Below are 25,759 nucleotides of genomic sequence, written 5' to 3' on the forward strand. Positions count from 1 at the left end.
TGTAAGGACGATTTGCAGTAAGGACGATTTGCAAATCGTCCCTACTGCAAATCAATTCCTAAGCATCAATTTCTTCAAGATCCATCTCACAAAGTGGACATTGACCATTTTCGTTGTAAGTTTTACCATCTTCACAGTCCATTGGACATTGGTAAACAGCATCTGCGGATTGTTCAGATTGTGTGTTTTCACTTTCTGCTCCACATGAAGTTAGTACTGCTCCAGAAAGAGCGAATAAACTTGCTGCTATTAAAATTCTTGCTTTTTTCATTGTAATGTTTTTAATATAAATTGTTTATTAAGTAACAGGTTTGTCAAAAGGTTTTCGTTCAAAAATATTTATTTCAAACATTTAAAATAGTCAAAAGGCTCTTCACAATCATTACATTGGTATAATGCTTTACAAGCAGTTGATCCAAATTGAGAAACCAATCTTGTGTTTTTTGATTTACAAAGGGGACATGGGATTTCTGGTTTATCACCAAAAAGAACAGATTTATCTCCTTCGTTTTGAGGTGGAGTAATACCGTATTCTTCCAGTTTTTTACGCCCATTTTCGCTTAGCCAATCTGTTGTCCAAGCAGGCGATAATACTAGGTCCACATCAACAGTGATTCCTTCCTTTCCCAATCGTTCTTTAATGTCTTCTTCAATAACTTGCATAGCTGGACATCCAGTATACGTCGGAGTAATGACGATTTTGAAGTGAGAAGGGCTTTTTGCGATAACCTCTCGAACAACACCAAGGTCTACAACAGTCAATACAGGTACTTCAGGATCTGTAACATCCTCAAGCATTTCCCAAATATCATCAATTGTTATTTCCTTAGTCATATTTAATTAATAATTCGTAATTGACTCTACCATTTCATTCCTGGATAAGTTCTTTGCATATACTGTAATTCAGTTAGCAAGTAACCTAAATGTTCAGAGTGAACACCTTTTCGTCCACCATCCAATTGCCATTTTTCATTAGGTAGTTCTAATGTAGCTTCGTCTAAAATAGCTTTTATATTTTTATCGTATTCTACTTTGAATTTACTCACATCTGGAATAATTCCTTCAGCGATTAAGATTTGATCTACTTCATCTTGATAGAACAATTCTTTTGTAAAGCGAGATAAATCTCTAACAGATTTTTGAACACGGTTATGAGATTCTTCAGTACCATCACCTAAACGAATTGTCCATTCACTTGAGTGTTTGATATGGTATTTAATCTCTTTTATCGTTTTTGTGGCAATGGCTGCAATTCTTTCATCCTTACTGTTCATTAGCTCTTCATAAAGAAGGTGCTCAAAATGATCAAAGAACAATTGACGAATCATAGTTTTACCAAAGTCTCCATTGGTTTGTTCAACCAATAAAACGTTTTTGTATTCTCTTTCAATTCTTAAGAAAGCTAAGTCATCTTCATCTCTTCCTTTGTCCTCAACTTCTGCTGCATATTTATACAACTCAGTGGCTTGTCCAATTAAATCCAATGCGATATTAGTGATGGCAATATCTTCCTCTAAAATTGGCCCATGTCCACACCATTCAGACAAACGGTGACCAAGAATTAAACTGTCATCAGCTTTTCTTAATAAATATTCAAATAATGCTTCTTGTTTTGTCATTGCGATGGATTACATGTGTTTGATTCCTTCTGGAACTTCATAAAATGTTGGGTGACGATATGCTTTTGAGTTTGCTGGTTCGTATAGTGGTCCAGCTTCAGATGGATCTGAAGCAACAACATTTGCAGATTCTACAACCCAAATACTAATACCTTCGCTTCTTCTTGTATATACGTCACGTGCATTGTTCACAGCCATTTCTGCGTCAGGAGCTCGTAAACTTCCTACATGTTTATGACTTAATCCTTGTTTACTTCTGATAAAAACCTCCCAAAGTGGCCATTCTTTCTTATTCATAATACTTTATTGTCTAATTTTTCTATCTATGATTACGATGCTTTCTTGTTGCGAGCAGCTCTTTTTTCAGCATAAGCATTTGCAGCTTCTCTAACCCATAATCCATCTTCTTTTGCTTTCTTTCTTGCAGCAACTCTTTCTTCATTACAAGGACCGTAACCTTTAACAACTTGCCAAAATTCATCCCAGTCAATTTCACCGAAATCATAATGACCTGTTTCTTCGTTAAACTTCAAATCTTTGTCTGGAATAGTTAAACCAATCAATTCCGCTTGTGGAACTGTTGCGTCAACAAACATTTGTCTTAGTTCATCATTGGTGTGTCTTTTGATTTTCCACTCCATTGATTGTGCTGTGTGTGTTGAATCGGCATCGTTTGGTCCAAACATCATCAATGCAGGCCACCACCATCTGTTTAATGAGTCTTGTGCCATTGCTTTTTGTTCAGGTGTACCTTTTGCCAATTGAGTGACCACTTCAAATCCTTGTCTCTGGTGGAAAGATTCTTCTTTACAAACACGAACCATGGCACGAGCGTATGGTCCATAAGAACAACGACACAACGGAACTTGATTCATAATTGCTGCTCCATCTACAAGCCAGCCAACGGTTCCCATATCAGCCCAAGTTAGAGTAGGGTAGTTGAAAATGCTCGAATATTTTGCAATTCCTTCGTGTAAATCATCAATTGTTTGCTCTCTGTCAGCTCCTAATGTTTCAACAGCACTGTATAAATACAATCCATGTCCAGCTTCATCTTGAATTTTAGCCAATAAAACAGCTTTTCTTCTCAAGTTAGGTGCTCTTGTTACCCAGTTTGCTTCTGGTAATTGACCAACTATTTCTGAGTGGGCATGTTGAGAGATTTGGCGAATTAATGTTTTTCTATAAGCATCAGGCATATAGTCTTTAGGCTCAATTTTGATTTCGTTATCAATTTTGTCCTGAAAGGCTTTATTTAATGCGTCTATTTTATTTTTCTCCATGATTCTAAGTTTTTTGGTACATTCTCCTAAAGAAATTGACCTTTACAAATTTATAAAATAAATATGATTTGATGCGTTGATTAATCGTTGTACTTTGTTTTAATTTGAATTTCTAAGATGTTCTATCAATTTCAACGCTAAGATTCAAAGTTGAAATCATTGTCATTTCAATGTCTTAATGTTCCATGTGTATAAGTTTTAAGGTTTAAAATAGAACTTTTTGATACGATATCCAAGAAATATGGCTTTAGTTGTTAATTTTGTAATCACAGAATTTATAAATTATGAATCCAAGATTTCACGCCTTAAAAGTTAAAGATATTCGTCAAGAAACCAGTGATGCTGTTTCTATTGCATTGAGCGTTCCAGACGATCTTAAAGAAAATTATAAATATACACCAGGTCAATATTTGACTTTTAGAACAACAATTGATGGTGAGGATGTGCGCCGTTCTTATTCTATTTGTACTGGTTTACAGGAGAATGAATTGCGTGTTGCTGTGAAAAAAATGATCCAAGGAAAGTTTTCTACTTTCGCTAATGACGTATTAAAAGTTGGTGAGGAGATGGAAGTAATGACACCAATGGGAACTTTTACCACTGAAATTGATGAAAATACAGAGAAATCTTTTGTGTTTTTTGCTGGTGGTAGTGGAATCACTCCAGTGATGTCATTGATCAAAACAATTTTACATACAGCTAAGAAAAGTAATGTAACTTTGATTTATGGTAACCGTGGAATAGATCACGTTATTTTCCGTGACGAATTAGAAGAATTAAAAAATCTTCACATGGATAAATTCAGTTTGATGCACGTTTTCAGTGTAGAAAAACTTGGAAATCCATTACAAGAAGGCTTACTTGATAAAAATCAAATTGAGAAAATATACAAGGCGATTCTTGAAGGTCAATCAATTGATGAAGTTTTTGTTTGTGGTCCTGAACCAACAATTTACGCTGTAAAAGATGTCTTTGAAGAGGCTGGATTTGCACCGGAAAATGTACATTTTGAATTGTTTACTTCTCCAACTCAAAAAGATAAAAAACCTTTACCAAAAGTTGCTGCTGCTGATAAAGTTGAGGCTAACATAAAGGTTATTTTGGATGGGGAAGAGATTTTACTTAACTTAGATAGTGAAGGTGAAAGTATTTTAGATGCCGCTTCAAAAATGGGGGCAGATGTTCCTTATGCTTGTAAAGGTGGTGTTTGTTGTACGTGTAAAGCAAAAGTACTCGAAGGTACAGCGAGAATGGATGTGAATTATGCATTAGAAAAAGACGAGGTTGACGCGGGTTATATATTGACTTGTCAAGCTCACCCAACAAGTGATCAATTGGTTGTATCTTTTGATGATTAATAAAATTTTAGGTATTAAATAAATAGAATGAGTTTGTTCAAAAAATTATTTGGAGGTAAAAAAGATGCTGGTCAATCAGCAAAAAAAGGAAATAAAGAGCAATCAAGCGCTTTGCTAAAAATCAAACAAATTGATCGACTAACTGCAGATGCGGTTAAGATTGTGTTTGATGTTCCTCAGGATTTAAAATCCAAGTACACTTATGTTCCAGGACAATATGTAAATGTTACCTTGGACATTGATGGTAAATCAGAACGTCGCTCGTATTCTATTTGTAGTGATGTTAATGAACCTTTAGCCATTGGTATTAAGAAAGTAGAAAAAGGAATTGTTTCAACATTTTTTAATGACCAAGCCAAAGTCGATGATGAAATCGAGGTAGGTTTTCCAATTGGTAACTTTAAGATGTCAGAAGTTGATGGAGAATATGTTGCTTTTGCAGCGGGTAGTGGGATTACACCAGTATTATCTATCGCTAAATTAATCAACAATACAGAAGGTGGTAAATTGAATTTATTCTATGCCAATAGAAATGATCAATCTATCATGTTTGAAGATGAATTGAATTTATTGACTCCTGATAAAGTAACGACAACTCACATTTTTTCAGAACAGGAAAAAGAAGGTTTCTTATATGGAATGATGACAGAAGAAGTGATTACTCAAATCATTAAAAGTGACCTATCATTACTTAAAGCAAAAGGATTCTACCTTTGTGGACCAGAGCAAGTCATCATTAACGCTCAAAATGTCCTTAAAACTTTTGGTGTTTCTGAAGATAAAATGTTCTATGAGTTATTTACAACTCCCGTTTTAATGGAATCTACAAAAGAAGAAGTTGTTTCTGATTTTAATGGATTATCAAAAGTGACCTTAATCTTAGATGATGAAGAGGAGAAGTTTGAATTAGAATCTGACGGCGACACAATTTTAGAAGAAGCTGAAAGCTATGGTATTGATGCACCATACTCTTGTAGAGGTGGAGTTTGTTGTACATGTAGAGCGAAAATCATCAAAGGTTCAGCTACGATGGATAAAAACTTCAGTTTAACAGATCAAGAAATTAAAGATGGATATGTTTTAACTTGTCAAGCACATCCAAATAGTGAAGAGGTAGTATTGAGTTATGACGAATAAAGTAATCGTAGTTGTTGGATCAAGTCGAGGAATCGGTAGAGAACTTGTACTTCAATTTGCCCAAGAAAAATCAAATACTGTTATTGCTTTGTCGCGTAACATCGATGCAATGGACCTTGCTTTTAAAGCAGAAAACATCCACTTTGGGTATATTGATTTGACTTCAAAAAAATTGCATGAAGAAATGGATGCTGTTTTAAATGCATTCCCGAAAATTGATGTGGTTATTAATAATGCTGGAAGATTGGTTAACAAAGCTTTCCTTGAATTAACAAGAGATGATATCGATGCTTGCTATCAAACCAATGCAATAGGGGTGATGCATGCTACACAATATGTAGTGCCTAGAATGTTAGAAAATGGTGGGCATATCGTAAATATTTCTACCATAGGAGCATTTCAAGGCAGTGTGAAATTCCCAGGATTATCGGCATATTCTACTTCAAAAGCTGGAATCACTAGTTTTACAGAATTATTTGCAGAAGAATATAAGGATACAAAAATCAAGATGAATTGCTTATGTTTGGGCGCTGTTCAAACAGAAATGTTAGAAGAAGCATTCCCAGGATTAAAAGCGCCTGTTTCACCAGCCGAAATGGCAGAATATATTGTGGATTTTACATTTAATGCACCTCAATATTTCAACGGTAAAATTTTACCGGTGAGTTCAACGACACCATAGGTAAAAACAATTATAAATTCAAATGGATATAAAAAATGTAGGCTTGCCCTATTAGGACATGCCTACATTTTTTATATCCATTTGAATTTGTCACCTTTTCCCGTTATCAACATCATCCTGCCATTTTTTAGGGTTGTTTTCTATATATTTTTGAATCCTTTCATACGAGATTGAGTTTCGAATAATATGATCATTAAATAATGACTGCCAACCAAATATTGGATTTAATTTTCGGGCATTAATTGTTACGATTCTTTTATATTGATTAACAATTACACCAACACTTCCAGAATTCCATCTATTATTTTTTTCTCCAAATTTATTTTTTGTTATTGATTTAGCTTTTGTGTGTTTATTGCTTTCTAAAGTATTGGATAATCCGGGACAGCCTTCAAGTATTAAAATACCATGCATGTGATTTGGCATAACTACAAAGTTCCCTAATTGAACATTTGAGAAGTGATTAGGTATTTCCATCCAAAACTTTTTAGCAAATTTCCCAATTTCATTCTTTTGCATAACTCCATTATCAATTTCACCAAAAAAATGATTGTGATTTTTGGTGTTTATTGTAATAAAATATGCTCCATCATTTCTATAATCCCATGATTGTAGACGAAAGGAACCGTTCCTGAATTTTTTGGCTTTCATGATTTAGGTGATTTTTGATTTAGGTTAAATCTTAATTTAAATACGTTTCCAATTTAAGATACAAAAATCATCCTATATATTCATTTTAATACACCCATAAATTCAATAAAAATAAATTATACCAAATTAAAACAATCTCATTACTTCGTAAGTAATTTAGCCAATAACTCTTCTTTTTCGATTTTAGGAAAGGCATTTTTATCGATGGCATCTTTCAAATCAATGGTCACCAATTCATCTGATTTTATTCCAATCATTTTCTTTGTATTTCCTTCCATCAAAAGCTCTACAGCCTTTATTCCAGAGCGAGTGGCCAAAGAACGATCATAAAATGAAGGAGAACCACCTCTTTGGATATGACCTAAAATTGTCGTTCTCAATTCATAATCTTTAAGATGAGGTTTTACCTTTCTCATGATGTCCATTGCACCACCTTCTTCATCTCCTTCAGCAACAATGATAATACTACTTCTTCGTCCTTTATTTTGATTTTTAATTTGAAGTGCAATGGCTTCAATATCTGAAATAGTTTCTGGTATTAAAACAGATTCTGCTCCAGAAGCGATAGCCGAATTTAATGCAAGGAAGCCTGAATTTCGACCCATAACTTCAACGAAGAAAATTCGTTTGTGAGAAGTGGCTGTGTCTCTAATTTTATCAATGGCCTCTACAATTGTATTTAAAGCTGTGTCATAGCCAATGGTTGTTTCAGTACCATATAAATCGTTGTCAATCGTTCCAGGGATACCAATCACAGGAATATTCATTTCAGAGGAAAGGACATGAGCTCCTGTAAAGGAACCGTCACCACCGATCACTATTAATCCTTCAATTTCCGCTTTTTCAAGATGTTCAATCGCTTCTTTTCGTGCTTCTTTTTCTTTGAATTTAGGTGCTCTTGCCGAACCTAAAACCGTTCCTCCACGCTGTATAATATTGTCAACATCTTCATAATTCATGTTTTTGAACCATCCATTCATAAGTCCTTCAAATCCATCTAAAACCCCGATAGGTTGAATACCATAATGTATTGCTGTTTTTGTAATTGCACGAATTGCTGCATTCATTCCTGGAGCATCTCCTCCTGATGTTAGAATCCCGATTTTTTTCATGTTCAAAGCTTCTTGAATTAATATTTGTTGCTTAAAAATACAAGATAATGTCTATGCGTTAATAATAATCGATAAAAAAGATCTAGATTTTTAAGTGTTCAAGTCAAAAATTCTTAGTTTTACCCTTCGTTAATTTACTTTTTAACTAAAGGAAAATATAAGACTTTAATAATGAAGACAGTTCAATTTAGAGAGGCCCTACGAGAAGCGATGTCAGAAGAGATGCGTCGTGATGAAAACGTGTTTTTAATGGGGGAAGAGGTTGCCGAATATAACGGTGCGTATAAAGTTTCGCAAGGAATGTTAGATGAGTTTGGTGACAAACGTGTAATCGATACACCAATTGCTGAGTTAGGTTTTACAGGAATCGCTGTTGGAGCTTCAATGAATGGATTGAGACCAATTGTTGAGTTCATGACTTGGAATTTTGCTATTCTTGCTGCTGACCAGATTATTAACAGTGCGGCAAAAATGCTACAAATGTCAGGTGGTCAATATCATTGTCCAATCGTTTTCAGAGGAGGAAATGGTCAAGCAGGTCAATTGGCAGCAACACACTCACAAGCATTTGAATCATTCTATGCACATGTTCCAGGATTAAAAGTGGTAACTCCATCTAATCCTGCAGATGCAAAAGGTTTATTGAAGTCAGCCATTCGTGATGAAGATCCTATTGTCTTTTTAGAATCTGAAAAGATGTACGGAGATAAAGGAGAAATTCCTGAAGGTGAATATTTAATTCCAATTGGCTTAGCAGATGTTAAACGTAAAGGAAAAGATGTAACTATTGTTTCTTTTGGTAAAATCATCAAAGAAGCCCACAAGGCAGCTGATGAATTGAAGAAAGAAGGAATCGAATGTGAGGTAATTGATTTACGTACTGTTCGTCCAATTGATTATGGAACTGTTGTTGAATCAATCAAGAAAACAAATCGTTGTGTAGTAGTCGAAGAATCTTGGCCATTGGCTTCTATTTCTTCTGAAATTGCATATCACTTACAACGCTACGCATTTGATTACTTAGATGCTCCTGTAATGAGAGTAACGCAATCTGATACTCCATTCCCATTCTCTCCAACATTAATGGAAGAAGGTTTGCCAAACGTGAACAGAATCATTAAAGCGGTGAAAGCAACAATGTATAAAAACTAAATAGAATTATATTATATATTGAAATCCAAGCTCAAAAGGCTTGGATTTTTTTGTGGCTAAATGTTTTTAAATATTGTTCGTTTCTTTTTTCTAAACATTGTATCGATCGCTTTAAACTAGGAAACAGAATTCATTGTTACTTGTAGATTAAGTGTCTTGCTGCAATTATTAAAAATTAATACTTTAGCGAATATTAAAGCAAAAAAAATCCGCCCAAAAGGCGGATTTAATATTTGATATTTTCGAAGATCGATTATTGTACCACAAGGTTAATCGTTCCGAAGTTTGTTTTTTCACTTCTAACATTTAATAAAACTAATCCAGAAACTTTATTGAGGTCTAGTTCTATTTCATTTCGGCCTTTGTTGATGTCTACATTTTTAGTGTAAACAAGCTTTCCTGAAAGATCGTGTACAGTTACTTCAGCATTGTGCTCTTCATCTTCACTGTAAATAACACAGTTGACATTTCCAATAGATGGATTAGGGTAAGCTAACATTTCGTTTTCAAGTCCCATCAACATATTTTCATATCCGTCTGGAGCAGTCTTAGTAAATTTCACATCTTCCAATGTTAAATCTAAATCGTTGGTTTGTGCTTCAACAGGTAAAAATGTAAAAGTCAATAATGTTAAGTCATCTGCTGTGATTGAATTCAAAGATGCAGTTGAAGCAAAGTATTCAAAAGGAATGTAATATGTTTGTTCTTCTTCCTTTACATCAATCATCGCTTTGTACTGTTCTTTCCAATCGTCAATTGAAGATTTTACTAAACCTAATTCCAATAGTCCGCTTCCTTTCGCTGTGAATGAAATATAATTATAATCTGTGTAATCATCAGCTTCACTTCCTGGAAGTAAAGATTTATACATTGTTAGATAATCATACTCACTGTGTGCTTTAATTCTAACATTTCGGTGAATCGCTAATTCATCATCATTGTATACTCTATTGAAATCATTGTAAACTTCATACTCTTCAACACTTGTGTATGTAGGGTCATAATCTAATCCCCAGTTTCCATCAGCATGATAAAACGCATCCTGAACTTCACCATTTACTTTGATTAATCCATCATATTCGTATCCATCTTTGATTTCGAAAACCAAAGTTTGTTCAAGCTCTGATTTTAGAGGGTTATAACGTTGAGCATATCCTCCAGTTTCACTATATACTTCATCAAGGATAACCTCAATGTTTTGATTAGCTCTTAAACTTTTAAGATCAACAATCATGCTTACTCCTTCTCTAGTTATTTTTGAAGCATAAGTTTTAGGTACTTCTTGTATTTCCGTTTGTACAATTGTTTGGTAACTAATTAGGTTGTTTAATATATCTTGTACAAGCTTCTGTGTTGCTTCAGGAGTAGTTGACCATACCTGGAAGTTGTACACCTCTTCAGCAGGTGTAAATGTATTTACATACCAATTTGATTGTAATGTATAGTCAGAATCGTTTTCATTAAACCCAACAACAAATGAAATAGCATATTCAGTATTTCCATTTTTTTGACGAATGGCTTGTGTAAGGAAATTATAACCACCGATTTCAATTGCTTTAACATTCAATATTTCGGCACCTTTCAATCGATCACAAGAAGCTTTCGTGTGATTGTAAATTTTGTTTTCAGTTTTTACACCTAAAACAACTGCTTTTGTAGAACCGTCAACAGAAAAATCAACACTCAATACTTCTTCAGCTACTGTGTAATCCAATATATCAGTAGGAGAAGATACGTGAGCTACATCTCCAGGAGTTAATTGAGTTGGAAACATATCGAGCATCGTTTGTGCATTACTTCCCTTTGTTGTTGGTGTAGGTTTAAACTTTTGCTTGTCGAAAATTTCAGCTTTTGCTTTATCGAAATTCGTTGGAATTCCATTCTTTTTACGTTGAACATATTGTTTAGAAACAGCATCACCTAGACTCTCACTTTCTAGTCCTCCACCACTTCCTGATCCAACTTCACCTGATGCGATAGTAACAGGAATAATTAAAGTTTTTGTACATCCATTATTGTCCGTAGTTGTGATACTCACTTCATAATAACCATCTTGTGTGTAGTCGAAACTTACAGTATTTTGATTTGGGAAAAGACCATTACCTTGTCCAGTCGCGGCCCAAGAATAATTGGTGAAATCACCACTGTTGTTTAAAGTAAATGTTTTTGTTACTGTATTTGTTCCAACTCCTGCAGTCGTAACTGTTACATCAGCAACTTCCGCTTGAAGAACTGTTACCTGTTGCGTTGTTGTATCTGCGCCATAAGTATTGGTCGCGATTAAAGTTATGGTATAGTTTCCAGCATTAGTATAAGAATGAGTAGGGTTCATTGAAGTACTTGTCGTTCCGTCACCATAATCCCATTCATAAGTAATTGGAGCTGATGGCTGTGAAGTAGAACCAGTATTTGAAGTATTATTCATCGTAAATTGATTTCCATCTAAACAGTCTACAGTAGATGTTGAAAATTCAGCTGTTGGTTCAACCCCTGGAACTGGAGCACATCCTGTTAGTGATGGCGTGAAAATAGCATAATGCATTTCTCCACCTTTATGAATTAAAGATTTACCAATGATTTGCCCTTCAATATTTGATTGATTAATGGTTTTGTTAATGTCAGCAAAAGGAGCAAATACAGTTCCCTCAATTGTAGAGTTACCCTTGATATTTAAAGTCGTTGTATTGTAGAAGTTGTAAATGATATAAGGACAATTTTGTAAGCCAATTCCCGCTTGATTCCATACCTCCCAATTGAATGTACCTGGAGCATCAACATTAATTACCAATACTTTTGAAGCACTTGGTTGATTGTTGTAGGTGAAAACTTGAACATTATTCATGTCAGCACCTGTAACATTTAAATAGTTTATACCATTTTGAAGATTTATTTTTACTTGATTTGGAAGATTTGTTGTTGGAATCGATTGTCCATTTGGATTCGTCAATTGAGCATTTCCTGTACATTGAGAAATACTTTCAGAAGAAGCTCTCATTGTTTGAAAAGCAGTTGAGAAATCAATTAAATTCGACTCAAAAACTGGATTGTTATTTACACCGACATTCAATTGGTTTGAATTGGCTTGAAGCATAATTCTTGGCGAAGAGTTGTAGTTCGAACTTGGTGTAATTCTAATAGGTGAAGCGGCATTGTTTTGGTCGTAATACCAAACGTGAGAACCTTGACTGTTTCCTATTTTTATGTAAGCATTTTGATTTACTTGTAAAGCGTTTCCTGAGGTGTAGTTTACTCTACCATTGACGAGAAGTCCAATTTTTACACCATTAACGGTAAAGTTTCCTGGGTTATTTGTCGCAACTTGATAGTTGCCTTTAAGCGTTAGATCTTCACCACATGCCGCGGGACCATCTGTTTCGTTGGTCGTTAAAGTCATGTCGTTTTCTATAAAGACATTAAATCCTTCTGCGGGATCTGTTGGGCTTTGAGCTATTGCAATACTAAAGTTGAATGAAAATATTAAAGCAACTAAGTAAATGTAATTAGGGTAAGATTTTATCATGTTTAAAATATTAATATGATGCAAAAATAAGTAAAAATACAATAAATATGTATGCTGTAAGCTGTAAAAGATTGTGAATTAAGATCTTATCTTGTTTTTTGACGTTTATTTAAATACTGAACAAGTAATTCATTCAATGGTTGATTGGTGTCTAATTCGAAAAAATCGATGCCATACGCACCACATTTTTGTTCCAAATCTTTAAAATATTGATTTATTTGTTGTGTGTAATGATCTTTTACTTCACCAGGAACTAACTTCATTTGTTCTCCAGTTTCCATATCTACCAAAGTATATGGTCTATTGTCAAACTGAAAATCTAATTCCTTTTGTTTATCAACAACATGAAATAAAATTACCTCATGCTTATTGTGTTTTAAATGTTGTAATGCTTCAAATAAGCTGTCTTTATGCTCAGGATTATTTAACATGTCTGAAAAAATAACGACTAAACTTCGGCGTTTACATAATTCTGCAATGTCATGCAAAACCTGAACAGCTTCGGTTGATTTGGATTCTTTTTCACTGTATGACTTTAATAGTTTTTCTAATTCTGAGAAGATAAATCGATGATGTGAGTTTGAAGATTTATTTTCGGTGTGTAAATTAAGCTTGTCGGTAAATGTAGATAATCCAACTGCATCACGTTGTCGTTTGAGTAACTCCATTAAAGTAGCAATACCATAAATGCTGTATTTCAATTTTGACCAATTGTCCTCATGTTGAAATTGCATAGAACTAGAGGTGTCAAGTACAAACTGACAGCGTAAATTGGTTTCTTCTTCGTACTTTTTTGTAAATAACTTTTCTGTACGTGCATAGAGTTTCCAATCAACATGTTTAGTTGATTCACCAGTATTATACAATCTATGTTCGGCAAATTCAACAGAGAATCCATGAAAAGGACTTTTATGTAATCCTGTGATAAAACCTTCAACAACTTGTTTTGCTAAAACTTCAAGGTTTCCAAACTGTTCTAAATATTCACGTTGAATTTGTTCTGCCATATGCGAAAGATAAGGATTTAATGAATAATGAAAAATTTGGTTGAATTGAATTTTTCACTTTTCGTTTTCATTTCTCAATAAGAATTAAGGTTTATAATCTTTCAACACCTTTTTGGATCCTATTGCCTCAGTGATGTAATCAACACTTAATTTGGGACTTCTAGCTGGTGAATGACTTCTTCCGTAAAAAATAATTTGAAGGTGCAACTTGTTCCAATGTTCTTTAGGAAAGTACTTTTTTGCATCTTTTTCAGTCTGCTCAACGTTTTTTCCATTGGTCATTCCCCAACGGTAAAGTAACCTATGAATATGTGTGTCAACTGGGAAAGCTGGAACGCCAAAAGCCTGTGACATTACAACGGCTGCTGTTTTATGACCAACTCCAGGTAAGAATTCTAAATCTTTATAATTATCAGGAACTATTCCATTGTGTTTGTCGATTAAAATTTGAGATAACTCATGAATAGCTTTTGATTTTCTAGGAGAAAGTCCACAGGGTTTAATGATCTCACGAATTTCTTCTACAGATAATTTAACCATATCGTATGGGTTATCCGCTTTTGCAAACAAGTAAGGTGTAATTTTATTTACCCTAACATCAGTACATTGAGCAGACAAAAGCACAGCGATCAATAAAGTATATGGATCTTTATGGTCGAGTGGGACAGGAGTGGTCGGATAAACTTTATCCAATTCTTCCATAATAAATTCGGCTTTCTCTTTTCTTGTCATTGTTTTAATTTAAATCCATTTTTCACAAAACCAATAAATTCTTTAAAAACTGATTTTTTTGTGATTAAATCCTTTGAAACCTGTTTGAATGTTTTTGGAACTTCTGGCTGCAATTTTTTTGGTTGTAGCGGTTCTCCCTTTGGTTTTAAACCTTCTCCAGGTTTAGGCAATGGGTTGCTTTTTGTTTTTTTAGATTCATTTTCTTGGTGAAATTGATCTTCTTTTTGCTCTAACTCATCAAGCTTATCAAGCATCTCATCTTGAATCTTAGCCAATTTATCTGCCTTTTCAAAATTGTCTTTAGCTTTTTGCTGATATCCTTTTTTCTCCATTAAAAGGCCAAGGTTGTTATGCGAAATTGAATCTTCTGGATCAACTTGGACAGCTTTTTCATAAAGTTCAATGGCAGTATCAGTATCTCCAAAGAAATCTTTTGCGTAGGCTAAAGCTGCATATCTGTAACTGTAGTTTTTGTCCAAACGTAAAGAAAGTTCCAAATCGTCAAAGCATTTTTTCTTTTGATTCATGTGAAGGTGTAGAACACCACGATGAGAAAGAATATCGGGATGATTTGGATCTATTTTTAATGCTTTATTAAATGCAATCAAGGCTTTTTCAAATTTTTGTTGATCTAAAAGTGCTTGTGCTTTTTTATGTTCCGAATTAATATACATTTGTGTTCTAAAAATTAATGATACAAACTTATGGACTTTCCGCAATATAGAAAACGATTTGACAATAAGTCTTTTTACAAAGTTACATCATTTACAACATTTGAAGAAGTTCAAATGGTAGGTAAACGTTTTTTATTTCATGATGTTCACGCAAAAAAGTACTTCGAGCAATTACAAATCCAAGATATGCTTGTAGCAGAAATTGATATGTACCAAATGAGCACAGCTGAAGAGTTTGATAATCAGTTTGAATCAGCGAAAGCTTATATTGAACAAAAGAAAAATGATGATTGATTGAGATAAGGTTAAAGGTATAAAAATGAGACCCAAGTACTTTTATATTCTCGTCGTTTCAAATTAATGGAGGAATCTCTTTTTTAATCTTAAGTTTAAAAATTATTCATAAAAAAAACGTAGAGGCACCCAATCAAGTGTCTCTACGTTTTTTAATTATGATGTTTTTTCTGCGAATGCAATTTATTTAACCAATCCTATTTCTCTTAGTCTTTCCATTAAATATTCACCTGCAGTGATGTCCTCAAAAGCTTTTGGATTGTTTTCGTCGATACAAGATTCTAAACAATCTAAACGCATGTCAGATCTTGGGTGCAAGAAAAATGGCACTGAATATCTACTTGTTCCTAATTTTTCTTTTGGCGGATTAATTACACGGTGTGTTGTTGATTTCAACTTGTTATTGGTCAATCTTTGTAGCATGTCACCAACATTGACCACAATATGATCTTCAATTGCCGTAACTGAAACCCATTCGTTTTGTTTGTTTAAAACTTGAAGTCCGTCTGCTGATGCACCAACCAATAGGGTAATTAAATTGATATCCTCGTGTTCTCCAGCTCTTACGGCACCTTCTTCGATTTCCCCTGTAATAGGTGGATAATGAATAGGTCTTAAAATACTGTTACCATTATGGATATGCTCATTAAAATACGTTTCCTCAAGACCTAAATGCAAAGCAATTGCGCGCAACATATGTCTCCCTGTATTTTCTAGAGCTTTATATGATTCTTTACCTACTTTTAAAAATTCTGGCTGTTCTTTTACATCAACATTATCTGGATATTCTTTTCCAATTGGATCATTGTCTTCAACAAATTGACCAAAATGCCAGAATTCTTTTAAATCTCCAGCTGTTTTTCCTTTGGCGTGTTCTTTTCCAAAAGGAGTGTAACCACGTTGACCACCAATTCCTTCAATGTTGTATTGATTTTTCACTTTCTCATCTTGACCAAAAAACTCTTCCATTTGAGCGTAGAGCTTATCGATTAGTTCTGACGGAACACCGTGATTTTTTACGGCTACAAATCCTATGTCTTCATATGCCTTACCTAGTTTATTGATAAATTGTTTTTGCTGTTCTTCATTACCTGATACGAACTCAGATAAATCAACAGATGGAATACCTTGTGGATTACTCATAATATGTTTGTTTTAAACAAAAATAGCATTAATTATTAAAGAATCATTCTTTAAAATACTGAAATTTTATAGGGATTTATATATTTAAATTCTTGATTTATAATCCTTCTGAATCTAAGATGTAGTCCCATGACGTGCTTCCAAAACCACTGTTTGACCAACTGATTAATTTTGAATCTTGGACGTCATGATTATAAATTAAATTTGGATATCCGCCTATAATCACACTCTTTAAAAGTCTTGAATCTGGGAACATCTCAACTTCGATAATTCCTTCAGCACGTTCACGGTAAGCTTCTAATGCAGCTTGATCGTTATTAATCACAAATACATGCATTGGAATCGAAGGGTAGAGCGCACTAATTTTTTTCATTTCGTCTAATTTTTGAAAACAAAAAGGACATCCTGGAAGTGCAACCATGGTAAGTCCTTGTTCAAATGTTTTTGCATTTTCACCTGTAAGAAAAACCTCTCTATACTGATGACTAAAATCGCCTTCATAGATTGGGTTTGCAGCAAATGCAGCTCCACATCCACCAAACAATATGAGCATGCTAACTAATCTTCTTATTGTCAATGAAACTCCGGTCAAATATTGACGATAAACATTGAATAATAGTAAGCATACTGCAAAAAACTCCAACATATATGGAAGAATTTTTGAAAAGGTAAATGATAATCCAAGGTTTAATCCCATTGAATTAATCGTATTATGAAAAATTATCAATACCGCTAAGGATATTATTGAAAGCAATACTCTGATCATGATTTATGTTTTATAATTTAATTACTATTTAATGTGACGTTGAAATCAGAAGTTAATTCGAGTTTACCATCAATTTTCTCCTCACTTCCCAACTTTTTGAATCCTTTTATTTTAGTTGTTTTACCTTTAGTTATAAGGTCGCTGAGTTGTTTGTTACTCAGTTTTTTACCCATAAACTCAAAAGGAATAACAAATTTACATCCTTCTTTATAATGCGCACATCCATACGCTTTTTTTCCTTCTAAGAAACCCTCTTTTTTACAACTTGGGCAAGTCAATTCAGTGATGTTGACTTTTACAGTTTTAGCTCTTTTCTTTTTAGGTTTTTTTTCTTTTTCTTTCTCTTCGTCACCTAAGATACGTATAGCTTTTTGCTCTGTATTGAATAATACTTCATTGGTTAAATTCACTACGAGTTCTATAAGTTCTTTTTTAAATTGAGCAGGTTGATATTCCCCTTTTTCAATGAGTCTTAATTTACGTTCCCAGTCCCCAGTTAATTCAGGAGATTTAAGGGTTTCATTGTCTATGACCTGGATTAAATCAACACCTGTGTGTGTAGCTACAATCGATTTTCCGGAACGATCAATATATCGGCGTCTAAATAATGTCTCAATTATATTGGCACGTGTAGATGGTCGACCAATTCCATTGTCTTTCATTAACTCACGTGCTTCTTCGTCCTCAACATGTTTACCAGCAGTTTCCATTGCTCGCAATAAAGTCGCTTCGGTATATGGTTTTGGAGGTGAAGTTTGTTTTTGGTCTAAACGGGCTTCATGTGGACCTTTTTCTCCTTTTTCAAAAACAGGCATTAAGTTCTCATCCTTGTTTTTTGATTTTGATTTGTCCTTTTGATAAACCACACGCCAACCTGGAGATAAAATTTGTTTCCCTGTGGCTTTAAACTCTAGCTTTAAAACCTCTCCTAAAACTGTTGTATTACTGACTTTACAGTCTGGGTAAAAGACCGCAATGAATCGTTTTGTAATCGTATCGTAAACTTTCTGCTCTTCAGGAGTGACACCACTTAATTTTACTCCTGTAGGAATAATTGCATGGTGATCAGTTACTTTTTTGTTGTTAAAAACTTGCTTGCTTTTGGGAAGTTTCGTGTTTAACAAAGGTGATGTAAGCTCCTTATAGTATTCCAAGTTTTTCAAGATGCCCGGAATTTTTGGATAGACATCATCAGGGAGATATGTAGTGTCAACACGCGGGTAAGTCACTAACTTCTTCTCATATAAACTTTGAATTAACTTTAATGTTTTATCTGCAGAATAGCCTTGCTTTTTATTCGTTTCTACCTGTAATGCTGTTAAGTCAAAAAGTCTTGGTGGTTTTTCTTTTCCTTCTTTTTGCTCAAATGAAGTGATTTCGAAAGGTTCATCCTTTATTTTACTTAAAGCATATTCAGCTTTTTCCTTCTTTTTTATTTTCCCTAATACACTATTGAATTCTGTATCCCGATAAACGGTTCTCAATTCCCAATAATCCTGTGGTTTAAAGTTTTCAATCTCCAATTGTCTATTGACAATCATTGCTAAGGTAGGAGTTTGAACACGTCCAATGGAAAGGACTTGGCGTTGAAGTGCAAATTTTTTAGTGAATAAACGCGTTGCATTGATTCCTAATAACCAATCACCAATTGCTCTAGCACTCCCGGCAGCATATAGATTGTTGAATTTTTCACCATCTTTTAAGTTTTCAAAACCTTCTTTAATGGCTTCTTCGGTGAGTGAACTAATCCATAAACGTTTGATAGGTGCTTTAGATCCTGATTTAAGAAATACCCATCGCTGGATTACTTCCCCTTCTTGGCCGGCATCACCACAGTTTATTATTTCTGTTGCATTAATGAGTAAACGTTTGACGATTTGAAATTGACGTTGAATTCCTTCATCATCAATTACTTTTACACCGAATTTTGAGGGCACCATTGGAAGGTGTCTTAAATTCCAATATTTCCACTCTTCTACATAGTCTCTTGGTTCCTTTAAAGTACAAAGGTGACCAAATGTCCATGTAACTTGATATCCATTGCCTTCATAATATCCGTCTTTTCTCTGGTTTGCTCCCAAAGAATTAGCAATATCTTTAGCCACACTTGGCTTCTCGGCGATGCAAACTTTCATTGTTTAGCGGGTATATTTTTTTACAGTGAATGAATAAGGGTTTTTTTCATCTTTTTCGAAGTCCAAAATATCCTCTTCTTCCCAATTTTCCCAATTAACAAAAGGGAAATACGTATCTGCTTCAAATGTACTTTTTACGTATGTTATGTACATTTCATCAATAAGGTTCGCTTCTAATGCTAGTTTGTATATTTCAGCTCCACCGATGATGAAACACTTCTTATTAGAGTTGGAATAATAGTGCTCTTCAATTTCGTCTAAACTAGAAACTACTATTGCTCCATTGGCAACATAGTCTTTGTTTCTAGAAAGTACAATGTTTTTTCTATTGGGTAAAGGTCTAAATTTTTCAGGAATAGATTCCCAATTCTTTCTTCCCATTACTACTGTGTGACCTTGAGTCGTTTCTTTGAAAAACTTCATATCTCTAGGTAATCTCCACAATAAATCATTGTCTTTACCGATTTCTCGGTGTTCTCCCATTGCAACTATTAAAGTACATTTCATCGGTCCTTAATTTAAACAGCTACTTTAGCCTTAATGTGTGGGTGAGGATCATATCCTTCTAATGTAAAGTCCTCAAACTTGAAATCGAAAATATCTTTTATTTCCGGATTAATTTTCATTGTTGGAAGTGGTCTAATCACTCTTGAAAGTTGCAATTTTGCTTGTTCAAAATGATTTGAGTATAAGTGAGCATCTCCAAAAGTATGAATAAATTCACCTGCTTCAAGTCCACAAACTTGCGCCAACATCATTGTAAATAAGGCGTAACTTGCAATATTAAAAGGAACACCTAAAAAAGTGTCTGCAGATCTTTGGTAAAGCTGACAGCTTAATTTACCATCAGCAACATAAAATTGAAAGAGGCAGTGACAAGGAGGAAGCGCCATTTTTTCAACATCAGCAACATTCCAAGCACTTACAATATGCCTTCTCGAATTTGGATTGTTTTTTAATTGGTTAACCAAGTTTTTAATTTGATCAATTGTTCCGCCATTTCCATCTGGCCAAGAGCGCCATTGATGTCCATAAACTGGACCTAAATCTCCATTTTCATCAGCCCATTCGTCCCAAATTGAAACTTTGTTTTCTTTTAAATACTTTATGTTTGTATCTCCAGCGATGAACCATAATAATTCATGAATGATAGATCTTAAATGAAGTTTTTTAGTTGTAATTACAGGGAAGCCTTCAGATAAATCAAAGCGCATTTGATGTCCAAAAACTGATCTCGTTCCGGTTCCTGTTCTGTCTCCACGGTCACTACCGTTGTCTAAAATATGTTTTAAAAGATGATGATATTGCTCCATGAGATGTATTATTAAAAAGGTAAAAATAATTTATTTTTTGATTGAATTCAACGATGTGGATGACAATGTTGCTTGGTAAAATAATTGGGGTGTCTAACATCCTAGTTGAAAAGCTAAAGAGCGGAAAAAAAAATGACTTATATTTTTTTTAGTTTAAAAGTACAAGTTCTAAATCTCAGGTTCATTTTATTTTCTTAACTTTCGAATGTATAAATCGTCAAGAATGAAAAATATCATTATCACTGGAGCTTTATTGTTGATATTAGTTTCATGCGGAACCTCTGGTAATTTATTTCCAAAGAAGTATCTTGGAGAGTATCAAGGTGTTCAAGAGTCATATGAGCTAAGTATGAATGGAGAGCCTGTAACTGTGCCAGAAACCCAATATGAATTATTGTTGGATTACCATACTTTATGGATGACTACCCCGCGTCAAAAGATTGAAGCTAGCTATGAATTAAAAGCTGAAACAGATATGTATTATGCGTTGTTGGTGGAAATAGAGTCGGGAGTAATTGAGGAATGGCAGCTTTGGAAAAAAGGTGAAAAACTCATTCGTAAAAGCATTGCACCGCAGCCAGACGTTATTTTTGTTGCTGAATAAATTGAAGATTTGAAAGTAGTTGAAAAACATTTTCAAAAAATTTGAAACATGTAGAGATTTCATCAATTGGTTTTGAATAAGAATTATTATTTTTACAGCTAAAACAAATATATTATGTCTAAGAGAAATTATTTTGACGATTCAACAGTAGCATTAGGAACACTTTATACAGTATTTTTGATAGGTGTTATTATGACGATTGTCTTTTTTGGATAGTCACCATATAATTAATGGTTAATCCATCACAAAAACAAACTTATTTTGGAAGAATATTCAATGAACGCCCTTTCGTACAATACCGAACGGGCGCAATTACACATCCCTGAATACGGAAGGAATGTTCAAAACATGATCAATTATGCAAAGCAGATTGAGGACCGTGATGAACGCAATTTGGCTGCAAGAGCTATAATTGACGTTATGGGACAATTGAATCCGCATTTGCGAGACGTGGAAGATTACACGCATAAATTATGGACGCATTTGTACATCATGAGTAATTTTGAAATAGATGTTGACTCTCCATACGATATTCCAGAACCTGAAACTTTACGTGAACGTCCTCAATCTATGAATTATCCACGTAATACGAGTCGTTATGGTCACTTTGGTCACTATGCTGAGAAAATGATTAAAGAAGCAGCTACGATTAAGGATGAAGAGGAGAAGACCTATATGACGGAATTGCTAGCCAACTTGTTGAAGAAGAACTATTTGGTATTCCATACAAAAAATGTCGAAAATAGTGCGATTACTTCTCATTTGAGAGAGCTGTCGAAAGGGGAATTACAACTAGATGATGTGAATCAACTGAAATCAACCAATACGATTTTAAAATCTGTTGGAGTAGTACCAAAGAAAACATTTAAGAAACACAAATCTAAGAAACGAAGAAAATAAAAGAATATGGCATCATTCGAGATACACGGAGGTAAAAAGTTAAAAGGAGAAGTTGTTCCTCAAGGAGCTAAAAACGAGGCATTACAGATTTTGTGTGGTGTATTGTTAACGCCCGAAAAGGTTACAATATCCAACCTTCCCGATATAATTGATGTCAATAAATTAATTAGTTTGCTCCAAGCAATGGGAGTGAAGATTGAAAAAGTTGAAAAAGGAACTTATATTTTCCAAGCAAAAGATTTAGATTTAGATTATCTGAAATCAGAAGATTTTAAAGATCGCGCAAGTGGTTTAAGAGGATCTGTAATGATAATTGGACCTTTGTTGGCCCGTTTTGGAAAAGCTTTTATGCCGAAACCAGGTGGTGACAAAATTGGACGTAGAAGATTAGATACGCATTTTGATGGTTTAATTAAATTAGGTGCTAATTTCAACTTTGATTCAAAAGAACATTTTTATACTGTAGAGGCTTCTAAGTTAGAAGGACTTTACATTCACATGGATGAGGCTTCTGTAACGGGTACAGCAAACATTGTGATGGCCGCAGCTTTGGCGAAAGGTAAAACAACAATTTATAACGCTGCTTGTGAACCCTATTTACAGCAATTGTGTAAAATGCTGAACAATATGGGAGCAAAAATCACAGGGGTAGGAAGTAACTTATTGCACATCGAAGGTGTAAAAGAACTGAAAGGATGTTATCATCGAGTTTTACCTGATATGATTGAAATAGGTAGTTTTATTGGTTTGGCAGCGATGACACAATCAGAAATTACAATTAAAGATGTAGGGTTTGAACATTTAGGTATAATTCCAACAATTTTTAAAAGATTAGGAATTAAGCTTGAACTAAGAGGTGACGATATTTTTGTTCCAGCACAAGAATCTTACGAAATCGATACCTTTATTGATGGATCTATCTTAACTGTTTCTGATGCACCTTGGCCTGGATTTACACCAGATTTATTGAGTATTATTCTTGTTGTGGCTACACAAGCCAAAGGAAGTGTGCTTGTTCATCAACGTATGTTTGAATCACGTTTGTTCTTTGTTGATAAATTGATTGATATGGGAGCGCAAATTATTCTTTGTGATCCACACCGCGCGACAGTAATTGGAATGGATAGAAAAACCAATCTGCGTGGAATTCAAATGACTTCTCCAGATATACGTGCAGGTGTTTCATTGTTAATTGCCGCTCTTTCTGCTGAAGGGAAAAGTGTTATTCATAATATTGAACAAATTGATAGAGGTTATCAAGATATAGATATTCGTTTGAATAATCTAGGTGCTGATATTCGTAGAATTTAATAGAAAACAAAATAATCATCCACATGAAAACCTTTGCTTTACTCTTTTTAGGCTTTTTACCATTTGCAATTTTCGCCCAACCTAAAGATGGAATGCGTGCCATCGGATTTACTTTGTTGAATCCCGATGAAGAAATGGTTTCTTTATCAGATTATGAAGGTAAAGTTGTTTTGATTGATTTTTGGGCTTCTTGGTGTAAGCCTTGTAGAAAAGAAAACCCGAATATTGTTGAAGCATACGAAAAGTATAGGAAATCTAATTTTATCAATGGTAAAGGCTTTGTAATTTTAAGTGTTTCTTTAGATAGAGATAAAGAAGCTTGGGTCAAAGCAATCGAGAAAGATAATTTGAAATGGGATGGTCATGTTTGGGATAAATCTAAAGATGTTACTAGAAAGTATAATGTCCGCTCAATTCCTCATTCTTTTCTTATCGATGGAAACGGTAAAATCGTAGCCCAAGGTGATGATTTACGTGGTATCGGTTTACATGTTGAAATAGAAAAACTGATTAAGTAGTATTACTTAATTTTCTTATCAAGAATCATCTTGATATCTCTAAATAAGATTTTTCTAAATAAATTACTAATCCTCTGATTTCTTATCCTGACTTTTCTCTTTTTATTTATTCGTTTGATTATTGATAATAGAGAGTATCAAATATGTGAGGATAATAACGGGAATTGACCAAACCCATAGAGTTATAATTAAGATTAGTGCAATTCCAAGAAATATAAATCTGATTTCGTTTCCTTTCCATTTGAAGCTTTTAAACTTTAAAGCAAATAAAGGAAGTTCTGAAACCAATAAGACAGAAAATACAATAACCAATGTCAATAATACTTGATCTTTAATAAGTGTCATTGAAAAAGCTGTTTCCCAATTATCCTTGCCAAATCCACTCCATAAGAATAATGCAAAAGAAGCAAAGAATAGACTGTTTGCTGGAGTGGGAAGTCCGATAAATCCTGTGGCTTGTCTTTCGTCTAAATTAAATTTTGCTAATCTGAACATACTCATAAATGGTATGAATAAAGCAAAAAAGGGCATTACTTTATACCATCCATAAAAATGAGTAGGGAGAAGTGGTGAATTATTTCCAACTAAATCATTAAAGAAAACGGAAATCCATAGTTGAACACTGAAGCCCATTGTGCCTTCCAACCAAAGTTCATTAAGATTTCCTCCGTTGGCAAGAATAATGTCCCAAGCCCCAGAAAGGATAAGCAATACGAAAACGATTAATCCTGGAGCAACTCCAAATGTAACCAAATCAGCCAAAGAATCTAGTTGTTTACCTAATTCACTCGGTTGTTTTAATAATCGAGCAACGAAGCCGTCTAAGAAATCACATAAAGCACCAGCAATTATTGCTAGTACTGCAAGGTCCAATCTTCCTGAAAATGTAAAAATGATACTGGAAACACCAAATATAAGATTGAAACCAGTGATGATATTTGCTATTGTAAACATGACAACAAAGAAACAAATAAAGTTTTAATGATATCTGACTTTCGCAGAAATAAAATGTTTTTGACTAAATAGAAAAGCCTAAAGAGAAGCTCTCTTTAGGCTTTAGTTTTTATTATAAACACTTAACCAGGATTAAAGGAAACGTGCATTTATTCCAAATGATAAAGCAGGTCCGCCTATTCCAGTTTCGAAACTAAACCCAAAAATATCATTTAAGTAATAACGAGTTCCGAAGCAAAAACGTCCTGCATAAGGAAACGGTGTTTCCATGATTGGAAAATCACCATAATAGTCATTATAGTAATCATCTGTTTTTTCTCCATCTACTCTTACTTCTTTATCGATGTAGTTTATTCCAATTCCACCTGAAATGTATAAATCCCAACTAGGATCATTAACATTAAAATGAATGTAAACTTTAGGAATAAAACGGAATTTATTTTCGGTAACCACAGTCTCACTGTTCTGCATTACTGATGTACCTGTTTCAGGGTCATAATAGTAGTCAGACTGTATTGTTCTTTCAAACGGACTGTAAATAGCATCAAAACCAATACCTATTGTTCTTGAAACCCTAATTTCTCCAGAAAGTCCATAATGAAACGATCCTCTGGTTTCTTGATTGTTATAATTATTAGCATCATAGGACCATTTTTTCATGTTTGGACCACCAATAGATGCTTGCAACAATATTTTTCCGGTTATTAATTCCGAAGAGTTCTCTGTGCCTTCATCTTCTTGTGCATTTGCTTTTATAGGTGCTGTCAAAAGCAAAAGAGCAACAATTATTGAAAAAGTATTAATTAGTTTCATTTATTATAACTTTAATTTAAGTACGAATCTATGTGTTTTTTTTTAGTTTATAAAATCTATTAAAAAATAAATGAGAAAATT

General features: G+C 34.0%; 27 protein-coding genes. 9 read left to right on the forward strand and 18 right to left on the reverse strand.

Annotation, left to right across the window (positions count from 1 at the left end; all coding sequences use genetic code 11):
* Window positions 1-58 precede the first annotated feature (58 nt).
* From DXU93_RS11135 to paaA, 5 genes are all read right to left on the reverse strand, one after another.
* Complete coding sequence (locus DXU93_RS11135) at window positions 59-271, reverse strand: heavy metal-binding domain-containing protein (RefSeq protein WP_116881369.1); 213 nt, start codon at window positions 269-271, stop codon at window positions 59-61.
* A gap of 68 nt (window positions 272-339) precedes the next feature.
* Window positions 340-834, reverse strand: a complete 495-nt coding sequence (paaD, locus tag DXU93_RS11140; RefSeq protein ID WP_116881370.1) for a 1,2-phenylacetyl-CoA epoxidase subunit PaaD — start codon at window positions 832-834, stop codon at window positions 340-342.
* Window positions 835-860: 26 nt separating this feature from the next.
* The gene (gene paaC, locus DXU93_RS11145) at window positions 861-1,619 is read right to left on the reverse strand and encodes a 1,2-phenylacetyl-CoA epoxidase subunit PaaC (protein ID WP_116881371.1); all 759 of its coding nucleotides are present in this window, start codon (window positions 1,617-1,619) and stop codon (window positions 861-863) included.
* A gap of 9 nt (window positions 1,620-1,628) precedes the next feature.
* Window positions 1,629-1,916, reverse strand: coding sequence for a 1,2-phenylacetyl-CoA epoxidase subunit PaaB (gene paaB, locus DXU93_RS11150; RefSeq protein ID WP_116881372.1), 288 nt, complete (start codon window positions 1,914-1,916; stop codon window positions 1,629-1,631).
* 32 nt (window positions 1,917-1,948) lie between these two features.
* A complete protein-coding gene (gene paaA / locus DXU93_RS11155) occupies window positions 1,949-2,902 on the reverse strand; it encodes a 1,2-phenylacetyl-CoA epoxidase subunit PaaA (protein ID WP_116881373.1) in 954 nt (317 codons plus the stop codon).
* A 284-nt stretch (window positions 2,903-3,186) separates the two neighbouring features.
* Here paaA and paaE point away from each other — a divergent pair, with 284 nt between their 5' ends.
* From paaE to DXU93_RS11170, 3 genes are read left to right on the forward strand one after another with little or no spacing between them, the layout of a single operon-like run.
* Complete coding sequence (gene paaE / locus DXU93_RS11160; protein ID WP_116881374.1) at window positions 3,187-4,260, forward strand: 1,2-phenylacetyl-CoA epoxidase subunit PaaE; 1,074 nt, start codon at window positions 3,187-3,189, stop codon at window positions 4,258-4,260.
* Between the two features lie 27 nt (window positions 4,261-4,287).
* A complete protein-coding gene (locus DXU93_RS11165) occupies window positions 4,288-5,397 on the forward strand; it encodes a 2Fe-2S iron-sulfur cluster-binding protein (protein ID WP_116881375.1) in 1,110 nt (369 codons plus the stop codon).
* Complete coding sequence (locus DXU93_RS11170; RefSeq protein WP_116881376.1) at window positions 5,387-6,079, forward strand: SDR family NAD(P)-dependent oxidoreductase; 693 nt, start codon at window positions 5,387-5,389, stop codon at window positions 6,077-6,079. The genes DXU93_RS11165 and DXU93_RS11170 overlap by 11 nt, the downstream gene beginning before the upstream one ends.
* Window positions 6,080-6,169: 90 nt before the next feature.
* On the opposite strand, the gene DXU93_RS11175 is transcribed toward DXU93_RS11170, so the two are convergent.
* Together DXU93_RS11175 and pfkA are read right to left on the reverse strand one after the other, a co-directional pair.
* Complete coding sequence (locus DXU93_RS11175) at window positions 6,170-6,730, reverse strand: transposase (protein ID WP_116881377.1); 561 nt, start codon at window positions 6,728-6,730, stop codon at window positions 6,170-6,172.
* Window positions 6,731-6,870: 140 nt separating this feature from the next.
* Entirely contained in the window at window positions 6,871-7,842 is a 972-nt protein-coding gene (gene pfkA, locus DXU93_RS11180; RefSeq protein WP_116881378.1) for a 6-phosphofructokinase, read from the reverse strand.
* Window positions 7,843-8,013: 171 nt separating this feature from the next.
* Between pfkA and DXU93_RS11185 the strand changes: the two genes are divergently transcribed.
* On the forward strand, window positions 8,014-8,994 hold the full coding sequence (locus DXU93_RS11185; protein ID WP_116881379.1) for a pyruvate dehydrogenase complex E1 component subunit beta: 981 nt from the start codon (window positions 8,014-8,016) through the stop codon (window positions 8,992-8,994).
* Window positions 8,995-9,247: 253 nt separating this feature from the next.
* Here the strand turns inward: DXU93_RS11185 and DXU93_RS11190 are convergent, their stop codons facing one another.
* The 4 genes from DXU93_RS11190 to DXU93_RS11205 all read right to left on the reverse strand — a co-directional run bounded on the left by DXU93_RS11190 (window position 9,248) and on the right by DXU93_RS11205 (window position 14,927).
* Window positions 9,248-12,514 carry a collagen-binding domain-containing protein gene (locus DXU93_RS11190; RefSeq protein ID WP_116881380.1) on the reverse strand — a complete coding sequence of 1,089 codons (3,267 nt, stop codon included), beginning with the start codon at window positions 12,512-12,514 and terminating at the stop codon, window positions 9,248-9,250.
* 86 nt (window positions 12,515-12,600) lie between these two features.
* The gene (locus DXU93_RS11195) at window positions 12,601-13,521 is read right to left on the reverse strand and encodes a DUF58 domain-containing protein (RefSeq protein WP_116881381.1); all 921 of its coding nucleotides are present in this window, start codon (window positions 13,519-13,521) and stop codon (window positions 12,601-12,603) included.
* Window positions 13,522-13,605: 84 nt separating this feature from the next.
* Window positions 13,606-14,253, reverse strand: a complete 648-nt coding sequence (gene nth / locus DXU93_RS11200) for an endonuclease III (protein ID WP_116881382.1) — start codon at window positions 14,251-14,253, stop codon at window positions 13,606-13,608.
* Entirely contained in the window at window positions 14,250-14,927 is a 678-nt protein-coding gene (locus DXU93_RS11205) for a tetratricopeptide repeat protein (RefSeq protein ID WP_116881383.1), read from the reverse strand. The genes nth and DXU93_RS11205 overlap by 4 nt, the downstream gene beginning before the upstream one ends.
* A 30-nt stretch (window positions 14,928-14,957) precedes the next feature.
* Here DXU93_RS11205 and DXU93_RS11210 point away from each other — a divergent pair, with 30 nt between their 5' ends.
* Complete coding sequence (locus tag DXU93_RS11210; RefSeq protein ID WP_116881384.1) at window positions 14,958-15,221, forward strand: hypothetical protein; 264 nt, start codon at window positions 14,958-14,960, stop codon at window positions 15,219-15,221.
* Window positions 15,222-15,404: 183 nt separating this feature from the next.
* Here DXU93_RS11210 and DXU93_RS11215 read toward each other — a convergent pair whose 3' ends face one another.
* From DXU93_RS11215 to DXU93_RS11235, 5 genes are all read right to left on the reverse strand, one after another.
* Window positions 15,405-16,364 (reverse strand): isopenicillin N synthase family dioxygenase, encoded by a 960-nt coding sequence (locus DXU93_RS11215; protein ID WP_116881385.1) that lies wholly within the window; start codon window positions 16,362-16,364, stop codon window positions 15,405-15,407.
* A 97-nt stretch (window positions 16,365-16,461) separates the two neighbouring features.
* Entirely contained in the window at window positions 16,462-17,130 is a 669-nt protein-coding gene (locus tag DXU93_RS11220) for a hypothetical protein (protein ID WP_123776116.1), read from the reverse strand.
* A 17-nt stretch (window positions 17,131-17,147) separates the two neighbouring features.
* A complete protein-coding gene (locus DXU93_RS11225) occupies window positions 17,148-19,265 on the reverse strand; it encodes a type IA DNA topoisomerase (RefSeq protein WP_116881387.1) in 2,118 nt (705 codons plus the stop codon).
* A gap of 3 nt (window positions 19,266-19,268) precedes the next feature.
* Window positions 19,269-19,772: a dihydrofolate reductase gene (locus DXU93_RS11230; protein ID WP_116881388.1), complete on the reverse strand. Its 504-nt coding sequence runs from the start codon at window positions 19,770-19,772 to the stop codon at window positions 19,269-19,271.
* Between the two features lie 11 nt (window positions 19,773-19,783).
* Entirely contained in the window at window positions 19,784-20,578 is a 795-nt protein-coding gene (locus tag DXU93_RS11235) for a thymidylate synthase (RefSeq protein WP_116881389.1), read from the reverse strand.
* Between the two features lie 223 nt (window positions 20,579-20,801).
* Between DXU93_RS11235 and DXU93_RS11240 the strand changes: the two genes are divergently transcribed.
* The 4 genes from DXU93_RS11240 to DXU93_RS11255 all read left to right on the forward strand — a co-directional run bounded on the left by DXU93_RS11240 (window position 20,802) and on the right by DXU93_RS11255 (window position 23,911).
* Window positions 20,802-21,182, forward strand: coding sequence for a hypothetical protein (locus tag DXU93_RS11240; RefSeq protein WP_116881390.1), 381 nt, complete (start codon window positions 20,802-20,804; stop codon window positions 21,180-21,182).
* Window positions 21,183-21,443: 261 nt separating this feature from the next.
* Window positions 21,444-22,082, forward strand: a complete 639-nt coding sequence (locus tag DXU93_RS11245) for a DUF4290 domain-containing protein (RefSeq protein WP_123776117.1) — start codon at window positions 21,444-21,446, stop codon at window positions 22,080-22,082.
* 6 nt (window positions 22,083-22,088) lie between these two features.
* Window positions 22,089-23,393, forward strand: coding sequence for a UDP-N-acetylglucosamine 1-carboxyvinyltransferase (gene murA / locus DXU93_RS11250; RefSeq protein ID WP_116881392.1), 1,305 nt, complete (start codon window positions 22,089-22,091; stop codon window positions 23,391-23,393).
* A 23-nt stretch (window positions 23,394-23,416) separates the two neighbouring features.
* Window positions 23,417-23,911, forward strand: coding sequence for a peroxiredoxin family protein (locus DXU93_RS11255; RefSeq protein ID WP_116881393.1), 495 nt, complete (start codon window positions 23,417-23,419; stop codon window positions 23,909-23,911).
* Window positions 23,912-24,013: 102 nt separating this feature from the next.
* Here DXU93_RS11255 and DXU93_RS11260 read toward each other — a convergent pair whose 3' ends face one another.
* Window positions 24,014-24,865 carry a CDP-alcohol phosphatidyltransferase family protein gene (locus DXU93_RS11260; protein WP_116881394.1) on the reverse strand — a complete coding sequence of 284 codons (852 nt, stop codon included), beginning with the start codon at window positions 24,863-24,865 and terminating at the stop codon, window positions 24,014-24,016.
* A 132-nt stretch (window positions 24,866-24,997) separates the two neighbouring features.
* Window positions 24,998-25,678, reverse strand: a complete 681-nt coding sequence (locus tag DXU93_RS11265) for a hypothetical protein (protein WP_116881395.1) — start codon at window positions 25,676-25,678, stop codon at window positions 24,998-25,000.
* Between the last annotated feature and the right edge of the window lie 81 nt (window positions 25,679-25,759).

The organism is Brumimicrobium aurantiacum, assembly GCF_003402975.1.
GTDB classification, from domain to species: domain Bacteria; phylum Bacteroidota; class Bacteroidia; order Flavobacteriales_D; family Crocinitomicaceae; genus Brumimicrobium; species Brumimicrobium aurantiacum.